This is a genomic window from Amycolatopsis sp. VC5-11, from assembly GCF_037034185.1.
GTDB lineage: Bacteria > Actinomycetota > Actinomycetes > Mycobacteriales > Pseudonocardiaceae > Amycolatopsis > Amycolatopsis nivea.
Map to the genome: position 1 here is coordinate 214,085 of NZ_JBAGKF010000007.1, position 24,757 is coordinate 238,841.

Consider the following 24,757-nt stretch of genomic DNA (forward strand, 5'->3'; position numbering starts at 1 on the left):
GAACTCCCAGGTCAACCAGGATTACGGGTTCCTTATCGATCGTCTCCGGCGCTTCTCGGCCCTGTTTTTGTCGGACCCCGCGTGTAGCGTCGCGAAGCGACGAGGTCCGGCCCCGCGGACCTCCTGATGGGGACGGCGACAGATGACTGCAGTGCACGACTTTCCGGACAGATCGGGGAGTGCGGCGAACCGGACCGCGCGGGTGCTCGCTGACCGCGCGGAGGGGGAGCGGTACGTCGCGTCGGTCTGTTTCAAGCACGGCCCGCCGAGACTGCTCGGGGTGGAACTGGAGTTCACCGTGCACCATTCCGGCGACCCGGTCCGCCCGCTCGACCCCGATGTCCTCGCGACGGCGCTCGGCCCGCACACCCCGCGGACGCTGCGCCCCGACAGTCCCGCGATCCCGCTCCCGGCCGGCGCGCCGGTGAGCCTGGAACCGGGCTGCCAGGTGGAGATCTCCGCTCCGCCGCAGGCCTCGCTGCGTGCCCTGCACGCGGCTGTGGAGGCCGATCTGGCTCATCTCACCGGTCTTCTCGCCCGCCACGGCCTCGAACTCGGGGCCGCGGGCATCGACGAACACCGTCCGCCCCGGCGCGTTCTGCGCACGCCCCGCTACGCCGCCATGGAACGCCGGTTCGCCCCGATCGGGGCGGGCGGCATCACCATGATGTGCAGTACCGCGGGGCTGCAGATCTGCGTCGACGCGGGCGAAGCCCACGAGGTCGCCGCGCGCTGGGCGGCCGCGCACGCGATGGGCCCGCCGCTGCTGGCCCTGTTCGCGAATTCCCGCGTGCACGCCGGAACCGACACCGGATTCGCGTCGGCGCGCTGGCTCGCGGTCATGGAAACCGAACCGGTCCGCACCCAGTCGCCCGAACCCGGGGACGACCCGGCGCGCGAATGGGCCCGCCGGATGATGGACACGCCGCTGATGGTGTTCCCGCGCGGCGAACGGCCGTGGGACGCGCCGGAGGGGCTGACCTTCGCCGAGTGGATCGGCGGCCGGGGCGCGGCCACCGTGCTGCGCCGCCCGACGGCCGCGGACCTCGACTACCACCTCACCACGATGTTCACCCCGGTGCGGCCGCAGGGCTACCTCGAGCTGAGGTACCTGGACGGGCAGCCGCCGGGGGAATGGCTGCCGCCGGTCGCGCTGGTCACCGCGCTGCTGGCGAATCAGTCCACTGTGGACAAAGTACGCGAGGTGTGCGCGCCCGCGGCCGGCCGCTGGGCCGACGCCGCCCGGTGCGGGATGGCCGACGCGCAGCTGGCGGCGGTCGCCAGGGAGCTGGTGGAACTGGGCGTGGCCGAGCTGCCCGCCACCGGGCTTCCGGACGACACCGTCGCCCGGCTGGCCGCCGGGCTGCGGACGCGGGCCGCCGGGGTCCCGCGCCAGGACCGATGAGCAGGACCGAGAACACCGCCGGGCGGGGAGCCCGGCGAACCGGACTCGAGGAGTCAGGAGCCATGAGCACCATCCCCGAACAGAACCCGTTGCTGGAGCTGAGCCCGCAAGACCTACGGGCGCACGCGGCCGCGGCCCTCACCCGGGCGCGCGAGCGCAGCGTGGCCCTCACCGACGCGGTCGACGACGAGGACCTCGTGCGGCAGCATTCGAAGCTGATGTCGCCGCTCGTGTGGGACCTCGCGCACATCGGCAGCCAGGAAGAACTGTGGCTGGTCCGCGACGTCGGCGGCCGGGAGCCGCTGCGGCCGGACATCGACGACCTGTACGACGCCTTCCAGCACGCCCGCGCGGACCGCCCGGCGCTGCCGCTGCTCGGCCCGGCCGAGGCCCGGGCGTACGTGAAGGAAGTTCGCGAAAAGGCGTTCGACGTCTTGGAAACCGCCCCGCTGGAAGGCAGGCGGCTCACCGAGAGCGCGTTCGCGTTCGGCATGATCACTCAGCACGAACAGCAGCACGACGAGACCATGCTGGCCACCCACCAGCTGCGCAAGGGCGAACCGGTGCTGCACGCCCCGGAGCCGCCGCGCGCGCCCGCCCGGAAGCTGCCCGCCGAGGTGCTCGTGCCCGGCGGCCGGTTCACCATGGGCACCACCGCCGAACCGTGGGCGCTGGACAACGAGCGCCCGGCGCACGAGGTCGACGTGCCCGCCTTCGTCCTCGACACCACCCCGGTCACCTGCGGGGCGTACGTCGAGTTCCTGGAATCCGGCGGATACCACGACCAGCGGTTCTGGAGCGAGCCCGGCTGGGCCTGGCGGCAGGAGCACGACATCACCGCGCCCCGGTTCTGGCGCCGCGAACCAGACGGCTGGTGGCGCACCCGTTTCGGCGTGCGCGAGCGCGTCCCGGAGAACGAGCCGGTCGTGCACGTTTCGTATTACGAGGCGGAGGCGTACGCGCGCTGGGCGGGCAAGCGGCTGCCCACCGAGGCGGAGTGGGAGAAGGCCGCCCGGCACGATCCGGAGAGCGGACGGTCGCGGCGATTCCCGTGGGGCGACGAGGAACCGACCGCCGAGCACGCCAACCTCGGGCAGCGCCACCTGCGCGCGGCCGAGGCGGGCGCGTATCCGGCCGGTGCGTCGCCGCTGGGCGTGCACCAGCTGATCGGCGACGTCTGGGAGTGGACGAGCACCGATTTCCACGGCTACCCGGGCTTCGCGGCGTTCCCGTACCGGGAGTACTCGGAGGTGTTCTTCGGACCGGAGTACAAGATCCTGCGCGGCGGGTCGTTCGGCACCGACGCGGCGGCGATCCGGGGCACGTTCCGCAACTGGGACTACCCGATCCGGCGGCAGATCTTCTCCGGTTTCCGGTGCGCGCGCGATCCGCGCCCGGGCGAGGCAGGCTAGCCGGATGTGCCGTCATCTCGCCTATCTCGGCGCGCCGGTGTCCCCGGCGGAGCTGATGTTCGCCGCGCCGCACGCGCTGCTCGTGCAGTCGTACGCGCCGCTCGACATGCGCGGCGGCGGTTCGGTGAACGCCGACGGCTTCGGCCTCGGCTGGTACCCGGAGCCGGGTGCGCCGCCGCAGCGCTACCGCCGCCGCGAACCGCTGTGGACCGACCAGACGCTGCCGGCGCTGGCCGCGTCGGTGCGCACTCGCGCGTTCGTCGCGGCGGTGCGCAACGGCACCACCGGAATGCCGGTCACCGAAGCGGCCGCCGCGCCGTTCGCCGAGGGCCGCTGGCTGTTCAGCCACAACGGCGTGGTGCGCGGCTGGCCCGGTTCGATGCGCGGGCTGGCCGGGCGGCTGGACGTGACCGAGTTGTTCACGCTCGAGGCGCCGACGGATTCCGCACTGCTGTGGGCGTTGCTGCGCGCCCGGCTGCGCGCGGGGGAGGAGCCGCTCGAAGCGGTGACCGGCCTCGTGCGGGAGGTCGAGGCGGTCGCCCCGGGCTCCCGGCTGAACCTGCTGCTCACCGACGGCGAACTGCTCGTCGGCACCGCCTGGACGCACGCGTTGTCCGTGCGCCGCACCGAAACCGGCGTGGTGCTGGCGTCCGAGCCGTGCGATCCGGACCCGGCCTGGACCGCCGTGCCCGACCACCACGCCGTGCGCGTCACCGCGGCCGGCGTCGACGTCCTTCCCCTGACCCTGGAACGGAGCACCGCCCGATGACCGAAGCGGACCTGGAGAGCCATCGCCGCGACGTGACCGCCGAACTGCGCGCGGACGTGCGCGAGGGGCTCACGGCCGACCAGAAGTGGTTGCCGCCCAAGTGGTTCTACGACGCCGAAGGCAGCAAGCTGTTCGAGAAGATCACCGCGCTGCCGGAGTACTACCCGACCCGCAGCGAGCGCGAGGTGCTCGCGGAGCGGGCGGCCGAGATCGCCGAACGCACCGGCGCGCACACGCTCGTCGAGCTGGGGTCGGGGTCGAGCGAGAAGACCCGGTTGCTGCTGGACGCGCTCACCGCGCACGGCACGCTGGAGGCGTTCGTGCCGATGGACGTGTCGGAAACCGCGCTCGCCGAGGCCGCCGCGGCGATCACGGCGGACTACCCGAAGCTCGAGGTGCGCGGGGTGGTCGGCGACTTCACCCAGCACCTGCAGCTGCTGCCCGGCACCGCGCCGCGGGTCGTCGCCTTCCTCGGCGGCACGATCGGCAACTTCCTGCCCGACGAGCGGGCCGAGTTCCTGCACTCGGTGCGCGACGTGCTCGGCGAGGGGGAGTGGCTGCTGCTCGGCACCGACCTGGTGAAGGACCGGGAAACGCTGGAACGGGCCTACGACGACGCGGCGGGCGTCACCGCGGCGTTCAACCGCAACGTGCTGCGCGTGATCAACGCCGAACTAGGCGCGGACTTCGACCCGGACGAGTTCGACCACGTCGCCTACTGGAACGCCCACCGCGAGTGGATCGAAATGCGGCTGCGCGCCCGGTGCCGGACGGAGGTGCGCATCCCCGGCGCGGACCTGATCGTGCCGTTCGCCGAGGGCGAGCACATCCGCACCGAGGTGTCCGCGAAGTTCCGCCCCGACGGCGTCGAGGCGGAACTGAACGCCGCCGGGTTCGCGCTCGAGCGATGGTGGACAGACTCACAGCAGCGGTTCGGGGTGAGTTTGGCAAGATCAGTGCGTGCGTAACCCTCTCGCGGCACTCGCCCGCAAGCTCGGCACCCAGCGCCGGCTGATGGGCGCCTCGCGCGCCATCATCGCGACCGACCGGCAGCTGCACCGGTGGTTCGGCGGCCGGATCAGCCTGGTCGGCCTGGCCGGACTGCCGTCGCTGCGCCTCACCACCACCGGACGGCGCAGCGGCCTCCCGCGGAGCACGAACTTGCTGTACTACCCCCACGGCAGCGAGTTCGTGCTCACCGGCTCCAACTGGGGCCGTCCGAAGAACCCGGCGTGGACGCACAACCTCCGCGACAACCCGAAGGCGACGGTCGCGCTGCGCGGCCGCGAGATCGAGGTCAAGGCGCGGGAACTGGAAGGCGCGGAGTACGACCGGATGTGGGCGGAACTGCTCGAATTCTGGCCGGGCTACGAAATGGAACGCGCCACGGCGGGGCGGGAGCTGCCCGTATTCGTGCTGACCCGCTGCTGACGATCGAGCGGTGAGCGGAATCGAGCTGCTGGGCTCCGCACGGGTTTGCGAAACCAGCCGTGAGCGTGCTTGGCCCCCGCGGGGAGGCAATGCGCGAGAGAGTGCGCGTGGCCGGTTGCTGGAAATCGTCGCTGACCGCGGATCAGCGCGATGCGTCCAATCGGAGCAAGGCTGTCGCGTCTCCGGGCGGGGTGGTCGCTATCCCGATCTGGGTGTCGGCGTTGGGGTTGACGTCCACCGTCGTGTCAGCTGCCCGGCGGACCCGGTGACCTCGAAGCAGAGTTTGCCGTTGCCCGCCGAGCCGATCCGGTCGGTGGAGCGGACGATGGTCAGACCGACAGTTTCGGGCGCGGGGCAGGGTCTGTAGAGAATGTGGCCGTCGCCGCTGATCAGCTGCACGTGGTCGCTGGCGAGGATCGCCGCGGCAGCCGCTGGCAGCAGTACGGTATCGAGCCTGTTGTCAAAATCGGACCTATCTCGGAGATCTGAATGTATGTGGTGCACGGCTGGTTCGAGCTGTGGGAATCCCCGGCCGAGCCGGAGTGGGGCGAGGAGAAGTTCGACGAGCTGGTCGAAGAGGTCCGGGCGCGGATCGCCGGCACCGACTTCGGAACCAGCGAAGTGACGATGAAGATCTTCAACGGCATCTACGTCCTGAGGGTGGACGGGGCTCCCAACCACCGCGGGACGGAAATACCCGAGGTGATCGGATTCCTGGAGTACGTCGCCCGGCTGCTTCCCGGGTCGCACGGGCTCCTGTACGAACGAGACGAGGAGGCTACCGACGCGCCCGGGCAGAACGGGTTCCGGGTCCGGGTCATGGCGCGCGGGGAACTGAGTCTCCGGCTGGACCCGTTCCTCTCGCCGATCCAGCCCGTCGTCGAGGATCCCTGATCGGCGGTCGCTCGGCAGAACCCCGCACATCCTCCTTTTGGCCGGTGCCCGGCTTGGCCGGATTGTGCCAGTCTCGGTGACGCCCCGTAATCAGACGGGTGCGCAACCAGGGGAGATTCCACGTGCGCGGAGCGAAAAGAGCACGAGCCGGAGCACTGGTCGCGGCGATCGCGACCGCGCTGACCGGGCTGGCGGGCACTGCCGTCGCGGCGCCCGCCGGTCCGGCGGCGCAGCAGGCCACACCCGCGGAGATCGCGCGCACCGCGCCGGTCAGGTGGGAGGACTGCACCAAAGACCAGTTGCGCGGGGTCCCGGAAGACCAGGTGAAGCTGTACAGCTGCTCGCGTTACCGCGTGCCGGTCGACCACGACGACGCGTCGCTCGGCAGCATCGACATCGCGCTGATGAAGCGCGCCGCCAAGGTCCCCGGGCAGCGGATCGGGTCGCTGTTCCTCAACCCGGGCGGTCCGGGCGGGTCCGGGCTGCGGATGCCGATCGCGGGCGACCGCTACTTCCGCCCGCAGGTGATGGACCGCTTCGACCTCGTCGGGTTCGACCCGCGCGGCGTCGGGGCCAGCAATCCGCTGCGCTGCTTCACCACCGCCGAGGACGCCGCGGACGTGCAGAACGAGATGGTCCCGGTTCCGTTGTCGCGCAAGGAAATCTCCGGCACGCTCGCCGCGTACCGCGATTACGGCCAGTTCTGCCGCCGCAACGCGGGCGCGCTGCTCGACCACATGTCCACCCGCGACGTCGTGCGCGACCTCGACCAGTTGCGCGCCGCCGTCGGCGACAAGCAGCTGACCTACACCGGGTTCTCCTACGGCACGCTCGTCGGCTCCACCTACGCGGCGATGTTCCCGAAGCAGACGCGGGCGATCGTGATCGACGGGAACGTCGACCCGCAGCTGCGCACCAGCGACGGCGTCACCTACGACCTCGCGCGGGCGCAGGGCTTCGAGATCGCGCTCGCCGGTTTCCTCGACCGCTGCGCCCAGGCCGGCGACAAATGCGCGTTCAGTGCGGGCGACCCGCGCGCGAAGTTCGACGAGCTGCGCGAGCACGTGCGCACCGATCCGATCACGTTGCCCGACGGCACGAAGATCGACCTCGGCGCGTTGACCGGCGCGGTGTCGAGCTCGCTGTATTCGCCAGCCTCGTTCGGCGAGCTGGCGGAGGGCTTGCAGCAGGCGTACTCGGTGCTGCATCCGTCGTTGCAGGCGCAGTCCGCGCGGAAGGGCACCTTGTCCGCGGGCCGCGGCGGTCTGCTCGACCTCGCTCCGGACAGCCCGTACACCGGCGACGACTCCTACTTCGCGGTGAACTGCGCGGACAAGCCGATGCGGATCCGGCAGGAGCAGGTACCGGGCATCGCGGCGAAGGCGGACCGGGAATCGCCGACTTTCGGCCGCTACCAGGTGTTCTCCGACATCGCCGCGTGCCCGGTGTGGCCCGCCGCGAAGACGTCCGACCCGTACCGCGGGCCGTGGCGCGCGAACACCGCGACGCCGGTCCTGGTGGTGAGCAACTTCTACGACCCGGCCACCCGGTACCGCTTCGGCCAGCGGATGGCCGAGGAACTGGGCAACTCGCGGCTGCTGTCGGTCGACGCGTTCGGCCACTGCATCCTCGGCAAGGCCCGCGGCGTGGACGACGCGACCGCCGCGTACCTGATCGACCTGAAGGTGCCCGCCGCCGGCCAGGTGTTCCAGCCGGACCAGCAGCCGTTCACGACGCCCGCGAAGGGCTGATCGGTTGATCTTCGGCCCGGAATCGGGCATATCGGGACAACCCTCTTGTCAGCGCCCGGCGGATCGGTGAAAGTGTCCGCCAGAAGTTCACCTGAGGGGGGTTGACGTGCGGCGCTGGGCGGGCGGGTTCGGCGCGGCCGCGGTCCTTGCCGGGACCGCGGCGCTCGCCGGGTGTTCCGGCTCGCCCGCCCAGCCCGGTCCGGTCGAGGTTTCGCGCTCGGCCTGCGGCGACGGCTGGACCGCGCCGCCGGCCGGGCCGCAGACCCTGCAGGTCCGCAACAACGCCGCCGTCACGATGGAGATCGAACTCGTCGACCCGGCCACCGGGACGGTCTTCGGGGAACTGGAAGGCGTCGGCCCCGGCACGACGCGCGCGTTGCCGGTGAACTTCGGCAACGGCGCGTACGCCCTGCGCTGCGCTCCCGAGGACGGCACGCCCTTCGTCGGCCCGACCGTCCAGGTCACCGGCGGCGCGGACCGTCCGGGCCCGGCGGTGGTGCCGGTGACCAACGCGGATTTGCTCGGCCCGCTCAAGCAGTACCACGCCTACGTCGCCGACGGCCTCGGCACGCTCACCGGCCAGACCGCGGCGCTGGCGCAAGCCGTCCGCTCGGGCAATCGCGGTGCGGCGCAACAGGCTTGGCTCACCGCACACCTCACCTACGAACGGCTCGGCGCCGCTTACGACGCCTTCGGAGACTCGGACGGGGCGATCAACGGCACCACCGCCGGGCTGCCGGGCGGTGCCGCCGATCCGGGCTTCACCGGCTTCCATCGCCTCGAGAACGGCTTGTGGCACAACGAAGCGATGCCCGCGCTGAGCCCGATCGCCGATCAGCTCGACCAGGCGGTCCAGAAGCTGCGCACGTCGTTCGCCGACGCCCAGATCGACCAGAACGATCTCGGCCTGCGCGCGCACGAGATCATGGAGAACACCCTCCAGTTCGAGCTGACCGGCCGCACCGACTACGGCAGCGGCTCCACCCTGGAGACCGCCCGCGCGAACCTCGCCGGGACCCGTGCGGTGCTCGACGTGCTGCGCCCGCTGCTGACGACGAGGTTCCCCGGCTTGAAGGATCTCGACGCCTGGATCGCCCGCACGGACCACGATCTCCAAGCGGTCGCCGGGAAACCGCTCTCCGCTCTCGACCGGAAGCAGCGGCAGCGGATCAACGCCGACGTCTCGGAGCTGACCGAACGCCTGGCCCCGGTCGCGGCGATCGCGGAGCCGAGGAGGGTCTCGTGAGCCTGGGACGGCGCGCGTTCCTGCGCGGAGCGGCAGCGGCCGGGGCGGGCGCGGGTCTGGTCGGCCTGTCTGGAAGCGCGACGGCCGCCGGGGGAGCGGTGCCGTTCCACGGTCCACATCAGACAGCCGCGCTGGCGGAACCGGCGAGACATTCGGTCGTCGCCGCGTTCGACGTCGTCGCCGAGAATCGCGCCGAACTCACCGCCCTGCTCAAGGAACTGACCGACCGCGCGCGTTTCCTCACCGGCGGCGGTGCCCCCGCGTCCGTCGGGATCACCGGACCGCCCGCGGATTCCGGCGTGCTCGGTCCGGAAGTCCCGAAAGGACAGCTGTCCGTGCTGGTGGGCGCGGGCGCGTCGCTGTTCGACGACCGGTACGGGCTCGCCGCGCGCAAACCGCCGAAGCTCAAGCAGATGCCGATGTTCCCGGACGACGCGCTCGATCCGCAGTGGTGCCACGGCGATCTGTCCCTGGTGCTCAACGCCGCCGAACTGGACACCGTGCTGCACGCGCTGCGCGACATCGCCCGCGCGACCCGGGGCGGGATGCAGCTGCGCTGGAAGATCGACGGATTCAGCTCGCCGCCGCGGCCGTCCGGGACCCCGCGCAACCTGCTCGGGTTCAAGGACGGCACCGCGAATCCCGGGCCGTCCGAAGCGGACAGTCTGGTGTGGACCGACGACGGCGGCAGCTACCAGGTCATCCGGCTGATCCGGATGCTGGTCGAGTTCTGGGACCGGGTGTCGCTGTCGGAGCAGGAGAACATGATCGGCCGCCGCCGCGACACCGGCGCCCCGCTCGACGGCGCGGCCGAGCAGGACGCGCCGCGCTACGCCGACGACCCGATCGGCACGGTCATCCCGCTGACCAGCCACATCCGGCTCGCGAACCCGCGCACGCCGCAGACGGACGGACAGCGGATCCTGCGCCGCGCGGTCAATTACGACCGCGGCGTCGACTCCAACGGCAACCTCGACATGGGCCTCGTCTTCACCTGTTACCAGCGCGATCTCGAGCAGCAGTTCGAGGCCGTGCAGAAGCGGCTCGCCGGCGAGCCGCTCACCGACTACGTCTCGCCGTTCGGGGGCGGATATTTCCACCTGTTCCCGGGCGTGACGGATCCGGCCGACCACTACGGCCGGGCAGTGCTGGGCTGAGCGGAAGGAGTTCTGCAGTGAAGCGGACCAGGAAGCGGGCCACCGCGGCGGCCGCGCTGGCGGCGACCGCGGCGCTGGCCGCGGCGTGCGCGAGCAGTTCGGCGTCGACCTCGGCCCCGGCGCACGCGATCGCCGCCGAGACGTTCACGACGTCGACGCCGATCAAGCACGTCGTGGTGATCTTCGGCGAGAACATCTCCTTCGACCATTACTTCGGCACCTATCCGAACGCGACGAACGAGAACGGCACTCCGTTCCATGCCGCGCCCGGCACTCCGAAGGTCAACGGCCTGACTCCGGAACTGCTGCAGCACAACCCGAACGCTTACAACCCGAAGCGGTTGAGCCCGGACCAGGCGCTCACCTGTGACCAGGCGCATGACTACAAGAAGGAACAGGCCGCGTTCAACGGCGGCAAGATGGACAAGTTCGTCGAGTACACCGAGAAGGACAAGTGCACTGGGCAGCCTGTGTTGTTCGGCGAGCCCGGTCTGGTGATGAATTACTTCGACGGCAATACTGTTACCGCGATGTGGAATTATGCGCAGCACTACTCGTTGAATGACAACTCGTTCAATACTGTGTTCGGGCCGTCTAGTCCTGGGGCGATCAATCTTGTTTCGGGGCAGACACATGGGTTGCAGCCGGTGGATTCGGTTACCGGGGAGCCCAAGGTTGATCCGCATACTGCGGCTTCGCCCGATGCTCATGGGATCGGGACGATGATTACCGATCCGGATCCGGCGTTCGACGATTGTTCGGACAAGAATCACACTGCTAAAGATAATCTTGGGGCGTTCCAGGGGCGGAATGTCGGGGATTTGCTGAATGCTCGCGGGGTTACATGGGGTTGGTTCGAGGGTGGGTTCCGGCCTACTGGCGAGGCTAACGGGTACGCCGTTTGCGGGACTAAGCATCCTAACGTGGGTGGGCAGGCGTCCGTTGACTACAGTCCGCATCACGAGCCGTTCCAGTACTACCGGTCGACGGCTAATCGGAAGCACCTTCCGCCGTCCTCGTTGCATGCGGTGGGGCAGCAGGATCAGGCTAATCATCAGTATGACGTCCGGGACTTCAATGATGCGCTTGCTGCGGGGACGATGCCTGCGGTGAGTTTTCTGAAGGCGCCGGAGTATCAGGACGGGCATGCTGGGTATTCGGATCCGTTGGACGAGCAGGCCTTTGTGGCTGAGGAGGTCAATCGGATCCAGGCTTCGCCGCAGTGGAAGAATACGGCGATCGTGTTGGCTTATGACGATTCGGACGGGTGGTATGACCATGTTGCGCCGAAGGTTCTGAACGGGTCGCATGATTCTGCGCAGGATGCTTCGGTTTGTACTTCGAAGCCGGTTAAGCTGGGCGGGTTCGCGGATCGGTGCGGGTATGGGCCTCGGTTGCCGTTGCTGGTGATTTCGCCTTATAGCAGGGTTAATTATGTTGATCACACTATGACTGATCAGACTTCGGTGCTGCGGTTTATTGAGGACAACTGGCATTTGGGGCGGATTGGTGGCGGGTCGTTTGATGTGATGGCGGCTCCGTTGACTGGGATGTTCGATTTTTCGCATGCTAAGGCGAAGTCGTTGAAGTTGGATCCTAAGACTGGGGCGGTGGTTGGTTAGGGGCGCTGCGGTTACGGGGCGGCTCGTCGCCTGGCGGCGACATTGCGGCCTTGGTTGCGTGGGGCACCCCGAAGCCCATTGTGATGACGGTCCGGGGGTGCTTGTCAAGGCGGGAAAGATGCCTTGACAAGCACCCCCGGACCGCATTTTTGGCTTCGTATCGGGGTGCGGGGGTGGTGTGGGTGCCTCGATTGTTGGGTGCATCGGCGGCGGTTTTAGGGCTGGGTGCCTTGATGCGTTGGGTGCATTGGCTGCGGTTTTCGGGCGCGCGGGGTGGGTGCGTGGTTGGGATGGGGTATGCGGGTGTCGGTTGGGGTGGGGGTAGCGCCCCAATGTGGCATTGGGTGCGTCTGACGCACCCAATGCCACATTGGGGGCGCATCGCGGCGGCGGGGGCGGCGGGGCGGAGCCGGAGCCGGAGCCGGGTGGTCCGTGAAGGGCTCCTTGAGGGAATCCAAGTCCGTGAAGGAGGCCCTCACGGCCGGCGGGCGGGTCGTGAGGGGAACCCTGGGGGAATCAGAGTCAACGGGGGTTCCCCTCACGCACGGCGGCGAAGCGGGCGAAGCCGGAGACAAGTGTGGCCCGCTCCGAAAGATCGGAGCGGGCCAACAACTTGGAGGTCAGACCGTCAGGACTGGGTCATCTTCCGCAGCACGTACTGCAGGATGCCGCCGTTGCGGTAGTAGTCCGCTTCGCCGGGGGTGTCGATGCGGACGACCGCGTCGAACTCGACCTTTGAGCCGTCTTCCTTCGTGGCCGTCACGTGGACCGTTCGGGGCGTTTCGCCCTTGTTCAGCTTCGTGATGCCCTCGATGTCGAACGTCTCGGTGCCGTCGAGCTTCAGCGACGACGCCGATTCTCCCTCCGGGAACTGCAGCGGGATGACGCCCATGCCGATCAGGTTGGAGCGGTGGATGCGCTCGAACGACTCGGTGATCACCGCGCGCACGCCCAGCAGGCTAGTGCCCTTGGCCGCCCAGTCGCGGGACGAACCGGAGCCGTACTCCTTGCCGCCCAGGACGACCAGCGGGGTGCCTGCCGCCGCGTAGTTCTGGGCCGCGTCGTAGATGAACGCCTGCGGGGCGCCTTCCTGCGTGAAGTCGCGGGTGTAGCCGCCCTGCACGTCGTCCAGCAGCTGGTTGCGCAGCCGGATGTTCGCGAACGTACCGCGGATCATGACCTCGTGGTTGCCTCGGCGCGAGCCGTAGGAGTTGAAGTCCTTGCGCTCGATGCCGTGCTCGACCAGGTACTGCGCGGCCGGCGTGCCGGGCTTGATCGCGCCGGCGGGGGAGATGTGGTCGGTGGTGACCGAGTCGCCCAGCTTCGCCAGCACCCGGGCGCCGGAGATGTCCTGCACCGGGGCCGGTTCGGCGGTCATGCCGTCGAAGTACGGGGGCTTCCGGACGTAGGTGGACTCGGCCTCCCACTCGAAGGTCTTGCCGGTCGGCGTCGGCAGCGATTTCCAGCGCTCGCCGCCGTCGAACACGTCGGCGTAGTCCTTCTTGAACATCTCCTGGGTGATCGCGGAGTCGATGGTCTCCTGGATCTCCTGCGGCGACGGCCAGATGTCCTTCAGGAACACGTCGTTGCCGTCGCTGTCCTGGCCGAGCGGCTGGGTCGCGAAGTCGAAGTCCATCGTCCCGGCCAGCGCGTACGCGATGACCAGCGGCGGGGACGCCAGGTAGTTCATCTTGACGTCCGGGTTGATCCGGCCCTCGAAGTTCCGGTTGCCCGAGAGCACCGAGACCGCGGTGAGGTCGTTCTCCTGGATCGCGGCGGAGATCTCGTCCGACAGCGGGCCCGAGTTGCCGATGCACGTGGTGCAGCCGTAGCCGACCAGGTGGTAGCCCAGCTTCTCCAGGTACGGCCAGAGGCCGGCCTTGTCGTAGTAGTCGGTGACGACCTGCGAACCCGGCGCCATCGACGTCTTGACCCACGGCTTGACCGACAGGCCCTTGTCGACCGCGTTGCGCGCGAGCAGCGCCGCGCCCAGCATGACCGACGGGTTCGAGGTGTTGGTGCACGAGGTGATCGAGGCGATCACCACGGCGCCGTGGTCGAGCACGAACTCGCCGCGGTCGGCGGTGGACACCTTGACCGGCTTGGTCGGCCGCCCGGTGGCCCCGTTCGCCGCGGACTGCACCGGCACCGCGGTCTCGTCCTGGAACGACAGCGCGGCCGGGTCGGAGGCCGGGAAGGTCTCCTCGACGGTCTCGTCGACGTTGGTGTGCGGGGTCGGCTGCTCGTCCTCGGCGTAGTCGTGCACCGACTTGCGGAACGAGGACTTCGCGTCGGTCAGCTCGATGCGGTCCTGCGGGCGCTTCGGGCCGGCGATCGACGGGACGACCGTCGACAGGTCCAGCTCGAGGTACTCGGAGTACTGCGCCTCGTGCGACGGGTCGTGCCAGAGGCCCTGCTCCTTGGCGTACGCCTCGACCAGCGCGACCTGCTCGGCCGAACGGCCGGTGAGCTTGAGGTAGCGGACGGTCTCGTCGTCGATCGGGAAGATCGCCGCGGTGGAGCCGAACTCCGGGCTCATGTTGCCGATGGTGGCGCGGTTGGCCAGCGGCACCTGGGCGACGCTCTCGCCGTAGAACTCGACGAACTTGCCGACCACGCCGTGGCGGCGCAGCATCTCGGTGATCGTGAGCACGACGTCGGTCGCGGTCACGCCCGCCGGGATCTCGCCGGTCAGCTTGAAGCCGACGACGCGCGGGATCAGCATGGAGACCGGCTGGCCCAGCATGGCCGCCTCGGCCTCGATGCCGCCGACGCCCCAGCCCAGCACGCCCAGGCCGTTGACCATGGTGGTGTGCGAGTCGGTGCCGACGCAGGAGTCGGGGTACGCCTGGCCGTTGCGGGCCATGACCGTGCGGGCCAGGTGCTCGATGTTGACCTGGTGCACGATGCCGGTGCCCGGCGGGACGACCTTGAACTCGTCGAAGGCGCCCTGGCCCCAGCGCAGGAACTGGTAGCGCTCGCGGTTGCGCTCGTACTCGATCTCCACATTGCGCTCGAAGGCGTCCGCGCGGCCGAACACGTCGATGATCACCGAGTGGTCGATGACCATCTCGGCGGGCGCGAGCGGGTTGACCTTGTCCGGGTCGCCGCCGAGGGCGGTCACGGCCTCGCGCATGGTGGCCAGGTCGACCACGCAGGGCACGCCGGTGAAGTCCTGCATGATCACCCGGGCGGGCGTGAACTGGATCTCGATCGACGGGTCCGCGTTCGGATCCCATCCGCCGAGCGCGCGGATGTGGTCGGCGGTGATGTTCGCGCCGTCCTCGGTGCGCAGCAGGTTCTCGAGGAGGATCTTCAGGCTGTAGGGCAGCCGGGCGGCGCCTTCGACCTTGTCCAGGCGGAAGATCTCGTACGAGTTCTCTTCCACCTGCAAGGTGTCCTTGGCGCCGAAGCTGTCCTTGCTAGGTGCAGTCACGTCTAACTCCAGTGGCATGGATTCCACGCCGCCGCCGGCGTGTCCTCCCGGGTCAGTTCGGTGTCGGTCTTCGGGTCGTCGGGATCGACCCGCGCGAGTCTTGCGCACCCCCACCGTAGAACCGGAACCGGGAGGGCACACCTCGTCTTCTCGACCCAAACAGTACGCGTGTCCTGTATTTCGTTCAAGACGACACGCGGAGTGACGTGCGCCATCCGGACACGCGGTCCCGCCAGGTCCCCCGAACAGGGGAAATGATCTCCGCGGTGTGTAAGTTCTTCCTGAGGCTTGTGATAGTGGTGTGACTGCAGAGGTACGCGGTGTGCCCGCGGGACGGCAGCGGGCGAGCGGAGGTGGCGGGCGTGAGGGTCCGGCGTGGACAGTCCGGGACGGCGGGCGCGCTGGTGCGCGGAGCCGGGGCCCGGCGCGGGCTGGCGATCGCGACGGTCACCCTGGCGGCCCTGCTCGGCGCGACGAGCACCGGGCTCGCGGTGCCCCCGCCGCCGCCGAACCCGAGCGACTCCTCGATCGACTCCGCCAAGGGCGACGCGAACGCGAAGGCCGGCGAGGTCGGCAGGCTCACCAACCAGCTCGCGCAGGCCGAGCAGAAGCTCAGCGCGCTGCAGGACAACGTCGAGCTGAAGCAGGAACAGGCCATGAAGGCCCTGGTCGACCTGCAGACCGCGCAGGACGAGGCGACCCAGGCGCAGAACGACGCGAAGTCGGCGCGCCAGGAGGCGGACGCGGCGGTCGGCGCCATCGAGAAGGCCCGCGCGGACGCGAAGAAGTTCGCCGCCGCGAGCTTCGAGCAGGGCAGCACGATCGGGTCGATCTCGGCGTACCTGACCTCGGACAGCCCGAAGGACCTGCTCGCCCGCGCCCAGCTGCTCAACTCCATCGGCGGCTCGCGGCTCAACGCGATGGACCGGCTCCAGCAGGCGCAGACGGAGAAGGCCAACAAGGACTCCGCCGCGCGCAAGGCGCTGGAGCTGGCGCAGCAGAAGCAGGACGCGGCCACCCGGGCGAAGGGCACCGCGGACGCCGCGCAGTCCGCCGCCGTGTCCGCGCAGCAGGCCCAGGCCGCGCAGAACACGCAGCTGGAAGCCAACAAGAACGCCGTCGAGCAGCAGCTGTACGCCGCGCAGGCGAAGGTCAACGGGCTGCAGGGGCAGCGCCAGCGCTACCAGGACTGGCTCGCGCAGAAGCAGCGCGAGGACGAGGAGCGCGCCCGGCAGGCGGCCCTGCGGGCAGCCGCGGCGAACAACGACGACGGCGGCGACAACGGCGGCGGAAGCCGCGGCCGGCCGTCCCCGGCGGCGGGCAGCTCGATCGAGGCCGTGATCGCGCGGGCGCTGTCCAAGGTGGGCATGCCGTACGCGTGGGGCGGCGGCAACGGCAGCGGCCCGACCCGCGGCATCCGCGACGGCGGCGTGGCCGACCGGTACGGCGACTACCGCAAGATCGGCTTCGACTGCTCCGGCCTGATGATCTACGCCTTCGCCGGCGTGCAGGGCCTGCCGCACTTCAGCGGCTACCAGTACACCTCCGGCCGCCGGGTCCCGCTGTCGCAGATGCGCCGCGGCGACATGCTCTTCTGGGGCGGCTCGGGCGGCATCCACCACGTCGCGCTGTACCTGGGCAACGGGCAGATGGTCGAGGCCCCGCAGTCGGGTTCGTACGTCCGCGTGACGTCGGTCCGCTACGGCGGGATCATGCCGTACGCGACGCGCCTCATCGGCTGAGCGGGCTCCACACGTAGGGCGTCGTCTCGGTCACCGCGGTGAAGCCGAGCCGTTCGAGGATCGGACGGCTCGTGGGCAGCGCGTCGACCTGGAGGTAGGCGACGCCGCGAGCCCGGGCCGCGCCGACCCGGTGCGCGACGAGCGCGCGGTAGAGGCCTCGGCCGCGCCATTCCGGGAGCGTCGCGCCGCCCCAGAGTCCGGCGAATCCGGTGCCGGGCACCAGTTCCAGCCGGGACGCGGCGACGAACCGGCCGTCCGCTTCAGCCACGACATGCGTGGTGGTCCCGGCGTCGGCGCGGGCCCGGGCGAGCAGATCCGCGGCGACAGCGGCTTCGTCGTGACCGAACACCGAGGCCGACAACGTCGCGATGCGCAGCAGGTCGTCGCTGCTGCCGGCTTCGCGCACGACCACGTCGGTGGACGGCGGAGCCGAGGCGGCGACCGCGTCCAGCGGCGCGATCAGGACGGTTTCGGTTTCCTCCGGGACGAATCCGGCCGCGAGCAACCGCTCCGGCAGCTCCGCGGGACGGTCGTGGCTGCGGGTCTTCCACTCGAACTCCTCGCCGCGCGCGGCGAAGAACGCGCGCTGGCGGGCGATCAGGTCGTCGAGCGCGCCGCCGGTCACGCCGAGGTCGGGCGGTCCGGAGACAAACCCGCGGCGGCCGCCGGTGAGGCGGGCGAGCGGGCCGTCGGCGGTCAGGTGCTGCCCGGGTTCGGCCTGGGTCAGTTCGGCTCGGCGGACTTCGCGGTCGTAAGCGGCGAGCAGCCGCGCGGCGTCGGGCACGCCCGGGAATTTAACCCGGACGACCCCGCAGCGCGCGCGGGTTTCCGGGGCGGGCACGCTGGGTGCATGACTGAGAGCGCCCGGTTCGCCGGGATCGTGCTGGCCGGCGGGTCCGCTCGGCGCCTGTCCGGAGTGGACAAGCCGGAGCTGCGGGTCGGCGGGATCTCCTTGCTGGGCCGGGCGGTCGAGGCGCTGTCCGGAGCAGATCCGGTCGTGGTGTGCGGTCCGCGGCGGCCGGGGTACGACACGGTCGTCTGGACCCGCGAGGCCGTTCCCGGCGCGGGACCGGTGGCGGCGCTGGCTGCTGGGCTTGAGGCGGTCGACGCGGAAATCGTCGTGCTGCTCGCCGCTGATCTCCCCGGCATCCGGCGCTCCACAGTGGACCGGCTGCGGTCCACTGTGGTCAGCGCGGACGGCGCGGTGCTCGTCGACGCGGCAGGGGAGCGGCAATGGCTGGCGAGTGCCTGGCGCACGGCGGCTCTGCGCGAGGTGATGCCGGAGCGTCCGGAAAACGCGTCGCTGCGCCGGACGCTCGGCGGATTGCGGATCGCCGAGGTCGCCGCCCAGCCCGGCGAGAGCGACGACATCGACACGCCGGAGGACCTGGAAAAGCACCGCTGACAGGGGCTTCACAGCTGTCACACCGGCGATGCGATTGGCTACCGTCGCGGGAAGTTCTCGACCCAGTAGGGTCGCGGGCGAGCACGCAGACGCGGAAACCCCTGGAGGAAGAGTGACCGAGCCCGGCTTCGCCGAGGGAGCGAACGGGCAGCAGCCCGGCACCCCGGCGCGGGACGCCCAGCTGCTGGAACGCACCGTGTTCGAGGTGAAGCGCGTCATCGTCGGACAGGACCGGCTGGTGGAGCGCATGCTCGTCGGGCTGCTGGCGAAGGGGCACCTGCTGCTCGAAGGCGTGCCCGGGGTCGCGAAGACGCTCGCGGTCGAGACGTTCGCGCGCGTGGTGGGCGGGTCGTTCTCCCGCGTGCAGTTCACCCCCGACCTGGTGCCCGCCGACATCCTCGGCACGCGCATCTACCGCCAGGGCGCCGAGCGCTTCGACGTCGAGGTGGGCCCGGTCGTCGCGAACTTCGTGCTCGCCGACGAGATCAACCGCGCCCCGGCGAAGGTGCAGTCGGCGATGCTCGAGGTGATGGCCGAGCGGCACGTGTCGATCGGCGGCAAGACCTTCCCGATGCCCGATCCGTTCCTCGTGCTGGCCACGCAGAACCCGATCGAGAACGAGGGCGTCTACCCGCTGCCGGAAGCCCAGCGCGACCGGTTCCTGTTCAAGATCCTGGTCGAGTACCCCTCCGCCGAGGAGGAGCGCGAGATCATCTACCGGATGGGCGTCACGCCGCCGGAGCCGCACGAGGTGCTGAGCCCGGCGGAGCTGGTGCGGCTGCAGGGCGTCGCGTCGCAGGTGTTCGTGCACCACGCGCTGGTCGACTACGTCGTGCGGCTGGTGCTCACCACGCGCACCCCGAACGACCACGGGCTGTCCGACGTCGCGGGCTGGGTGTCGTACGGCGCCTCGCCGCGCGCGAGCCTCGGCATCATCGCCGCGGCGCGGGCGCTGGCGCTCGTGCGCGGCCGCGACTACGTGCTCCCGCAGGACGTCGTCGACGTCGTGCCGGACGTGCTGCGGCACCGCCTCGTGCTGTCCTACGACGCGCTGGCCGACGGCGTCCCGGTGGACCACATCGTCACCCGCGTGCTGCAGACCGTGCCGCTGCCGCAGGTTTCGGCCCGGCCGCAGGGCGGCGCCGGCCCCGTGCCGGCGGGCGCGCCCGTCAGGTAGCGGCGTGGCCGGCACCTCCTCGAAAGAACCGGGCGGACGGCCCGGCTGGGCCCCGCCGATCCTGCGCGGCGACCGGATGGAAGCGGGACTGCGCACGCTCGAACTCGAAGTGCGCCGCCGCCTCGACGGGCTGCTCCAGGGCAACCACCTCGGTCTCGTCCCGGGGCCGGGTTCCGAGCCCGGCGAGGCGCGGCCGTACCAGCCCGGCGACGACGTGCGCCGGATGGACTGGGCGGTCACCGCGCGGACGACGACGCCGCACATCCGCGAGACGGTCGCGGACCGCGAGCTGGAGACGTGGGTCGTCGCGGACATGTCGGCGAGCCTCGACTTCGGCACCGCGCTGTGCGAGAAACGCGATCTCGTCGTCTGCGCGACCGCCGCGGTCGCGCATCTGACCGGCGGCGGCGGAAACCGGATCGGCGCGCTCGTGTCCAACGGCGAAGGCATCACCCGGCTCCCGGCGCGCGGCGGGCTTCCGCACGCCCGCGGCCTGGTCCGGCGGCTCGCCGAGACGCCCCGTGCCGCCGAAGGCGTCCGCGGCGACCTCGCCGAGGCGCTGGAAAAGCTGCGCCGTCCGCCGCGGCGGCGCGGACTGGCGGTGGTGATCTCCGACTTCCTCGGCCCGATGGACTGGGAGCGCCCGTTGCGCGCGCTCGGCGGAAGGCACGAGCTGATCGCGATCGAGATCGTCGACCCGCGCGACGTGGACCTGCCGGACGTCGGCACCGTCGTGCTGGCCGACCCGGAGACCGGACGGCAGCGCGAGGTGCACGCTTCGGCGTTGCTGCGCAAGGAGTTCGGCGCGGCGGCGAACGCGCACCGGCAGGCGGTCGCGGCCGGTCTGCGCCGGGCCGGGGCCGCGCATCTGGTGCTGCGCACCGATTCCGACTGGATCGCGGACATGGTGCGGTTCGTGGTCGCCCGCAAGCGCCGCTGGTCGGGAGGCGTCGCATGACCACGATGCACGCGGCAACCGGTAAGGAGGCGACGGCATGAGCCTCGCCGGATTCAGCTCGCCGTGGTGGTTCCTGCTGCTGATCGCGGTCGTCGCGGTGGCGGCCGCGTACGTGCTGTCGCAGCGGCAGCGGCGCCGCCGGGTGATGCGGTTCGCGAATCTGGAGCTGCTGGAGAAGGTCGCGCCCAAGGCGCAGGGCTGGATCCGGCACGTGCCCGCGGTGCTGATCGTGCTGTCGCTGCTGTTCCTGACGGTCTCGCTGGCCGGTCCGACGGCGGAGCAGAAGGTGCCGCGCAACCGGGCGACCGTCATGCTGGTGATCGACGTGTCGCTGTCGATGGAAGCCACCGACGTCGCCCCGACGCGGCTCAAGGCGGCGCAGGACGCGGCGAAGCAGTTCGCGCAGAACATGACCCCGGGCGTCAACCTGGGCCTGATCTCGTTCGCCGGAACCGCGACCGTGCTGGTCAACCCGACCACGGACCGGGCAGGCGTGACGAAGGCGATCGACAACCTGAAGCTCGCCCAGTCCACCGCCACCGGCGAGGGCATTTACGCGGCGATGCAGTCGATCCAGAGCTTCTCCGCGGTGGTCGGCGGCGCGGACGGTCCGCCGCCCGCACGGATCGTGCTGATGAGCGACGGCAAGCAGACGGTGCCGGAGGACCTGTACGCCCCGCGCGGCGCGTACACCGCGGCGCAGGCGGCGAAACAGGCACAGATGCCGATCTCGTCGATCTCGTTCGGCACCGAGCACGGGTCGGTCGACATCGAGGGCAAGCAGCAGGACGTCCGCGTGGACGACGAATCGCTGCGCGAGATCGCCCGGCTGTCCGGGGGAGAGTTCTACAAGGCGGCGAGTGCGGACGAGCTGAAACGCGTCTACGCCGACCTGGGCGAGCAGATCGGGTACGAGCTGAAGAACGCCGACGCGAGCAAGCCGTGGGTGGTGCTGGGGACGATCATCCTCATGGCCGGGGCGGCGACCGCGCTGGTGTTCGGCCAGAGACTGCCTTGACGCCGGTCGCTTCCGGCGGGGAGCGGTCCCGGCCGGAAGCGACACGCGGATCCACACCATGCCGCCGCCGCGCGGTTCCTGGGGCGAGCCGCCTTCACGGCGTGGCGAAACCGTTCTGCCGCCAGCCTTCGTACACCGCGATCGCCGTCGTGTTCGCCAGGTTCAGCGACCGGTTGTTGGGCAGCATCGGCAACCGCAGCCGTTCGGTGACCTCCGGGGCGCGCTGAACCTCGTCCGGCAGCCCGGCGGACTCCGGCCCGAACATCAGCACATCCCCTGGGGCGTAAGAAACCTCCGTGTAGAGCCGGGTCGCCCCGGCGCTGAACGCGTACACCTTCGCGGGCAGCAACGCCTTCCACGCCGCGGCCAGGTCGGCGTGCACGTGGACCCGCGCGAGGTCGTGGTAATCGAGCCCGGCGCGGCGGAGCTGCTTGTCCTCCAAGGTGAACCCCAGCGGTTCGACCAGGTGCAGTTCGCATCCGGTGTTCGCGGCCAGCCGGATCGCGTTGCCGGTGTTGGGCGGGATTTCGGGGCAGTAGAACAAGACTCGGAACACGGGATGCCTCACGCCGCCTCGGGTAGATACTTCGCGTAAGCCGCGCGCACTTCCGGCGGCGGCTCCGCTTTGCGGTAGTTCTCGGTGTCGACGAACACGTACCGCAGCCGGAGCTCGGTGGTCACCGTGCCGCCGCGGCGGATGTCCAGCTCGAACCGCATCGACGTGGTGCCCAAGTGCACCAGATAGACCGACACCACGAGCTCGTCGTCGAAACGGCACGGCGCGAAATACCGCAGATTCGACTCGGCGACCACCAGGTCGACGCCGGTGGCGAGCAGCGCGTCGTGCGAACCGAAGAGGGTTCTTTCCACCTCGAACGCCGCCATGTCCGCGTAGGCAAGGTAATGCGCGTTGAAGACGATCCCCTGAGCGTCGCATTCGTGGTAGCGCACGCGCAGGGGCATTTCAACGAGAGGGCGGCGTTCGGTCACCCGACCAATCTAGCGATCAGCCGTGCAGGGCGCGGTAGGTGTCGGCCGCCCCCCGATGCAGCGGGACCGGTTGGGTGCCGATCAGCGTCCGCACGTCCAGGAACTGCGTCCCGACCGCCTGTGCGGGCACGAGCTCGGCAGCCCGCCCCGCGAGCACCCGAACCACCGCCGCCGCCACGTCGAACGGCAGCTTGGGCGAGCAGACCAGCAGATTCGCCACCCCGATCGTGCCGAGCGCGCCGACCCCGCGGTAAGCCCCGGCGGGCACCTGCACCTGTTCGTACAGCGGACCGTACGCCTTGCGCAGCTGGGGGAGCACCGACGTCAGCGGGATGAGCGAGAGCGGCGTCGTGCGGTTGAGGTCGGCGAGGGCGGGCGTCGGGATGCCGCCGGACCAGAGGAACGCGTCGATCCGGCGGTCGTGCAGAGCGGCGACCGCGTCGTTCAGCGGCAGATGCTGTGCTTGGACCGGGATGTTGCTCGCGGCGAAGACCCGTTCGCCCAGTTGCGCGGCACCCGAGCGGCTCGCGCCGACCGAGATCGGGCGGCCGGCCAGCGAGCGCAGGTCGGTGAGCTGGTCCTCGGCGCGGACGACCAGCTGGAGGTAGTTCTCGTAGACGCGGCCGAGTGCTTGCAGCGGAACGGGTTTCCCGAACGGCGTGCCGCCGGTGATCGCGGATTGCGCCACGTCGGCGAGCGCCAGCCCGAAGTCGGCCGTTCCGTCCTGGACGCGTTGCACGTTCTCGACGCTCGCCTCGGTGGGCAGCGCGCTGCAGTGCAGCCGCGGTTCGGCGCGCGACAATTCGGCGGCCAGGACCTCGGCGAAGGCCAGGTAGAAGCCGCCGGGTTCGCCGGACGCGATGGTGATCTTCCGGTCCGGGCCGCGGTAGGTGTCGTCGCAGGCGGCGAGCGTCAGGGCGAGGCCGCCGAGGAGCGCGGTGCGGCGGGTGACCTTCACGGCGTCACCGCCGCGGGCAGCGTGATCCGGACTTGCAGGCCATGCGGTTCGACCGCGCGCAGCTCCAGAACCCCGCCTCGGGCACGGGTTTGCTCCCGCGCGATGGCGAGACCGAGGCCGGTGCCGCGAGGCGCGCCGTCGCCGCCCGCGCGCCAGAACCGTTCGGTGGCCCGGGCGAGGTCCTCCGGAGGAAGGCCCGGACCGTCGTCGGAGACGATCAGCGTGACACTGTCCGAAGTGGACTCCCAAGCGGCGGTGATGGTGGCTCCCTGACCGGCGTGGTGGACGGCGTTGTCCAGCAGGACGTCGAGAATCTGCGCCAGTTCGCTTTCCGGCGTGCGCACCAGCAGCGGCTCAGTATGCACTTCGCACGGCACGAGGGTCGCGCCGGCTTCGTCGGCGGACAACCGCCACGCGTCGACCCGTTCCGCCACGACAGCGGCCAGGTCCGCGGGCTCGTCGTCGGCGCGCGCGGCCAGCCGGGTCGCGGTGCTCTCCGCGGTGGCGAGGGCGAGCAAACCGTCGAGAATCCGTTCCAGGCGCTCGACTTCCGCCACCGTCGCCTCGTAGGCCGGGCGGTTTTCGACCTCGGTGCCGAGCAGGTCGAGCCGGAGCCGGAGCGCGGCCATCGGGTTCCGCAGTTGGTGCGAGGTGTCCGCGACGAGCCGCTGCTGCTGGTTCGCCGACTCGACCACAGCGTCGGACATCCGGTTCACCGACGCCGCGAGCGACCGCAATTCGCGCGGCCCCGACCGTTCCGGCACCTGCGCCCGGCGTCCGCCCGCCACCGCCAGCACGCCGGTTTCCAGCTCCACCAGCGGTCGCACCATCCACCGCGACAGCAGGACCGCGAGCAGCACGAACAGCGCCGCGACCACCATCGCCCCGGCCGCGATCGCGCTCCACGCCGCCGCGACGTCCTGCGCCGCGGCGGTCACCGAAGCACGCAGCAGCACCACGCCGGACACCCGCGTCCCGGTGCCGACGGGGCGCGCGAACAGCACCGGCGTGTCCGACCACGGCTGGATCCGTTCGACCGGCGCTTCCGGCTCGTTGCGCAGCGTCGCCTCGATGACGGTCCGCGCGTCCGGATCACTGCTGGTCAGACCGCCAGTTTCGACCAGCGGCTGCCGCTGCGCGTCGACGATCAGCACGCCTTCGCTGTATAACGACGAATACTGCCGCGCGTCGGCGTTCAACGCGGTCGCGTCGCCGGAATCGACCGCCTGTTGCGCGAGCACCACGAAGCGGTCGACATCGCTGCTGCGCGAAATCACCAACTGCTGGGTCCGCTGATCGGCGGTCGCGGACAGCAGCGGAACCGCGAACGCCGCCACGACAGCGAGCGCGAGCGTGACGAGGACAGCCAGCAGGCGAGTGCGCACC

The 24,757-nt window shown here is 70.4% G+C and carries 21 protein-coding genes; 15 read left to right on the plus strand and 6 right to left on the minus strand.

Features of this window, described 5'->3' with window-relative positions; all coding sequences use genetic code 11:
• The first annotated feature begins 142 nt into the window (after nucleotides 1–142).
• The 10 genes from WA670_RS22665 to WA670_RS22710 all read left to right on the plus strand — a co-directional run bounded on the left by WA670_RS22665 (nucleotide 143) and on the right by WA670_RS22710 (nucleotide 11,687).
• Nucleotides 143–1,405 (plus strand): glutamate-cysteine ligase family protein, encoded by a 1,263-nt coding sequence (locus WA670_RS22665; protein WP_275291958.1) that lies wholly within the window; start codon nucleotides 143–145, stop codon nucleotides 1,403–1,405.
• A 62-nt stretch (nucleotides 1,406–1,467) separates the two neighbouring features.
• Nucleotides 1,468–2,817 carry an ergothioneine biosynthesis protein EgtB gene (gene egtB, locus WA670_RS22670; protein WP_037814289.1) on the plus strand — a complete coding sequence of 450 codons (1,350 nt, stop codon included), beginning with the start codon at nucleotides 1,468–1,470 and terminating at the stop codon, nucleotides 2,815–2,817.
• 4 nt (nucleotides 2,818–2,821) lie between these two features.
• Nucleotides 2,822–3,586 carry an ergothioneine biosynthesis protein EgtC gene (egtC, locus tag WA670_RS22675; protein ID WP_134668409.1) on the plus strand — a complete coding sequence of 255 codons (765 nt, stop codon included), beginning with the start codon at nucleotides 2,822–2,824 and terminating at the stop codon, nucleotides 3,584–3,586.
• Entirely contained in the window at nucleotides 3,583–4,554 is a 972-nt protein-coding gene (gene egtD / locus WA670_RS22680; protein WP_336158779.1) for an L-histidine N(alpha)-methyltransferase, read from the plus strand. The genes egtC and egtD overlap by 4 nt, the downstream gene beginning before the upstream one ends.
• Nucleotides 4,547–5,017, plus strand: coding sequence for a nitroreductase family deazaflavin-dependent oxidoreductase (locus WA670_RS22685; protein ID WP_134668414.1), 471 nt, complete (start codon nucleotides 4,547–4,549; stop codon nucleotides 5,015–5,017). Before egtD ends, WA670_RS22685 begins: the two co-directional genes overlap by 8 nt.
• Before the next feature lie 489 nt (nucleotides 5,018–5,506).
• Nucleotides 5,507–5,911 carry an Imm7 family immunity protein gene (locus WA670_RS22690; protein ID WP_037814282.1) on the plus strand — a complete coding sequence of 135 codons (405 nt, stop codon included), beginning with the start codon at nucleotides 5,507–5,509 and terminating at the stop codon, nucleotides 5,909–5,911.
• A gap of 122 nt (nucleotides 5,912–6,033) precedes the next feature.
• On the plus strand, nucleotides 6,034–7,662 hold the full coding sequence (locus WA670_RS22695) for an alpha/beta hydrolase (RefSeq protein WP_442893119.1): 1,629 nt from the start codon (nucleotides 6,034–6,036) through the stop codon (nucleotides 7,660–7,662).
• A 106-nt stretch (nucleotides 7,663–7,768) separates the two neighbouring features.
• Entirely contained in the window at nucleotides 7,769–8,908 is a 1,140-nt protein-coding gene (locus WA670_RS22700) for an EfeM/EfeO family lipoprotein (RefSeq protein ID WP_336158780.1), read from the plus strand.
• A complete protein-coding gene (locus WA670_RS22705; RefSeq protein WP_336158781.1) occupies nucleotides 8,905–10,065 on the plus strand; it encodes a Dyp-type peroxidase in 1,161 nt (386 codons plus the stop codon). The genes WA670_RS22700 and WA670_RS22705 overlap by 4 nt, the downstream gene beginning before the upstream one ends.
• 17 nt (nucleotides 10,066–10,082) lie before the next feature.
• A complete protein-coding gene (locus WA670_RS22710) occupies nucleotides 10,083–11,687 on the plus strand; it encodes a phospholipase C (RefSeq protein WP_336158782.1) in 1,605 nt (534 codons plus the stop codon).
• 628 nt (nucleotides 11,688–12,315) lie between these two features.
• Here WA670_RS22710 and acnA read toward each other — a convergent pair.
• The gene (acnA, locus tag WA670_RS22715) at nucleotides 12,316–15,123 is read right to left on the minus strand and encodes an aconitate hydratase AcnA (RefSeq protein ID WP_336158783.1); all 2,808 of its coding nucleotides are present in this window, start codon (nucleotides 15,121–15,123) and stop codon (nucleotides 12,316–12,318) included.
• Nucleotides 15,124–15,485: 362 nt separating this feature from the next.
• Between acnA and WA670_RS22720 the strand changes: the two genes are divergently transcribed.
• Nucleotides 15,486–16,865 carry an NlpC/P60 family protein gene (locus tag WA670_RS22720; protein WP_051728557.1) on the plus strand — a complete coding sequence of 460 codons (1,380 nt, stop codon included), beginning with the start codon at nucleotides 15,486–15,488 and terminating at the stop codon, nucleotides 16,863–16,865.
• On the opposite strand, the gene WA670_RS22725 is transcribed toward WA670_RS22720, so the two are convergent.
• Nucleotides 16,855–17,649, minus strand: a complete 795-nt coding sequence (locus WA670_RS22725; RefSeq protein ID WP_336158784.1) for a GNAT family N-acetyltransferase — start codon at nucleotides 17,647–17,649, stop codon at nucleotides 16,855–16,857. The two genes, WA670_RS22720 and WA670_RS22725, sit on opposite strands and share 11 nt — an antisense overlap.
• Nucleotides 17,650–17,715: 66 nt before the next feature.
• Between WA670_RS22725 and mobA the strand changes: the two genes are divergently transcribed.
• The 4 genes from mobA (at nucleotide 17,716) to WA670_RS22745 (ending at nucleotide 21,423) form a co-directional block, all read left to right on the plus strand.
• Entirely contained in the window at nucleotides 17,716–18,270 is a 555-nt protein-coding gene (gene mobA, locus WA670_RS22730) for a molybdenum cofactor guanylyltransferase (RefSeq protein ID WP_336158785.1), read from the plus strand.
• 112 nt (nucleotides 18,271–18,382) lie between these two features.
• A complete protein-coding gene (locus WA670_RS22735; RefSeq protein ID WP_336158786.1) occupies nucleotides 18,383–19,447 on the plus strand; it encodes an AAA family ATPase in 1,065 nt (354 codons plus the stop codon).
• Between the two features lie 76 nt (nucleotides 19,448–19,523).
• On the plus strand, nucleotides 19,524–20,405 hold the full coding sequence (locus tag WA670_RS22740; protein WP_235146550.1) for a DUF58 domain-containing protein: 882 nt from the start codon (nucleotides 19,524–19,526) through the stop codon (nucleotides 20,403–20,405).
• Nucleotides 20,406–20,442: 37 nt separating this feature from the next.
• Nucleotides 20,443–21,423 carry a VWA domain-containing protein gene (locus WA670_RS22745; RefSeq protein WP_336158787.1) on the plus strand — a complete coding sequence of 327 codons (981 nt, stop codon included), beginning with the start codon at nucleotides 20,443–20,445 and terminating at the stop codon, nucleotides 21,421–21,423.
• Nucleotides 21,424–21,517: 94 nt separating this feature from the next.
• On the opposite strand, the gene WA670_RS22750 is transcribed toward WA670_RS22745, so the two are convergent.
• Genes WA670_RS22750 through WA670_RS22765 form a run of 4 tightly spaced genes read right to left on the minus strand, consistent with a single transcriptional unit; the run spans nucleotide 21,518 to nucleotide 24,756 of the window.
• On the minus strand, nucleotides 21,518–21,979 hold the full coding sequence (locus WA670_RS22750; protein ID WP_134668511.1) for a tRNA (cytidine(34)-2'-O)-methyltransferase: 462 nt from the start codon (nucleotides 21,977–21,979) through the stop codon (nucleotides 21,518–21,520).
• An 8-nt stretch (nucleotides 21,980–21,987) separates the two neighbouring features.
• Nucleotides 21,988–22,413: an acyl-CoA thioesterase gene (locus WA670_RS22755; protein ID WP_336158788.1), complete on the minus strand. Its 426-nt coding sequence runs from the start codon at nucleotides 22,411–22,413 to the stop codon at nucleotides 21,988–21,990.
• Between the two features lie 16 nt (nucleotides 22,414–22,429).
• Nucleotides 22,430–23,371: a TAXI family TRAP transporter solute-binding subunit gene (locus tag WA670_RS22760; RefSeq protein WP_037806519.1), complete on the minus strand. Its 942-nt coding sequence runs from the start codon at nucleotides 23,369–23,371 to the stop codon at nucleotides 22,430–22,432.
• Nucleotides 23,368–24,756, minus strand: a complete 1,389-nt coding sequence (locus WA670_RS22765) for a sensor histidine kinase (protein ID WP_037806517.1) — start codon at nucleotides 24,754–24,756, stop codon at nucleotides 23,368–23,370. Before WA670_RS22765 ends, WA670_RS22760 begins: the two co-directional genes overlap by 4 nt.
• Nucleotide 24,757 lies beyond the last annotated feature (1 nt).

What these genes read in the sequence shown, in the direction of transcription:
- WA670_RS22665 (WP_275291958.1), top strand. Translation starts at nt 143, where the DNA reads ATGACTGCAGTGCACGACTTTCCGGACAGATCGGGGAGTGCGGCGAAC.
- egtB (WP_037814289.1), top strand. Translation starts at nt 1,468, where the DNA reads ATGAGCACCATCCCCGAACAGAACCCGTTGCTGGAGCTGAGCCCGCAA.
- egtC (WP_134668409.1), top strand. Translation starts at nt 2,822, where the DNA reads ATGTGCCGTCATCTCGCCTATCTCGGCGCGCCGGTGTCCCCGGCGGAG.
- egtD (WP_336158779.1), top strand. Translation starts at nt 3,583, where the DNA reads ATGACCGAAGCGGACCTGGAGAGCCATCGCCGCGACGTGACCGCCGAA.
- WA670_RS22690 (WP_037814282.1), top strand. Translation starts at nt 5,507, where the DNA reads ATGTATGTGGTGCACGGCTGGTTCGAGCTGTGGGAATCCCCGGCCGAG.
- mobA (WP_336158785.1), top strand. Translation starts at nt 17,716, where the DNA reads ATGACTGAGAGCGCCCGGTTCGCCGGGATCGTGCTGGCCGGCGGGTCC.
- WA670_RS22740 (WP_235146550.1), top strand. Translation starts at nt 19,524, where the DNA reads ATGGAAGCGGGACTGCGCACGCTCGAACTCGAAGTGCGCCGCCGCCTC.
- WA670_RS22745 (WP_336158787.1), top strand. Translation starts at nt 20,443, where the DNA reads ATGAGCCTCGCCGGATTCAGCTCGCCGTGGTGGTTCCTGCTGCTGATC.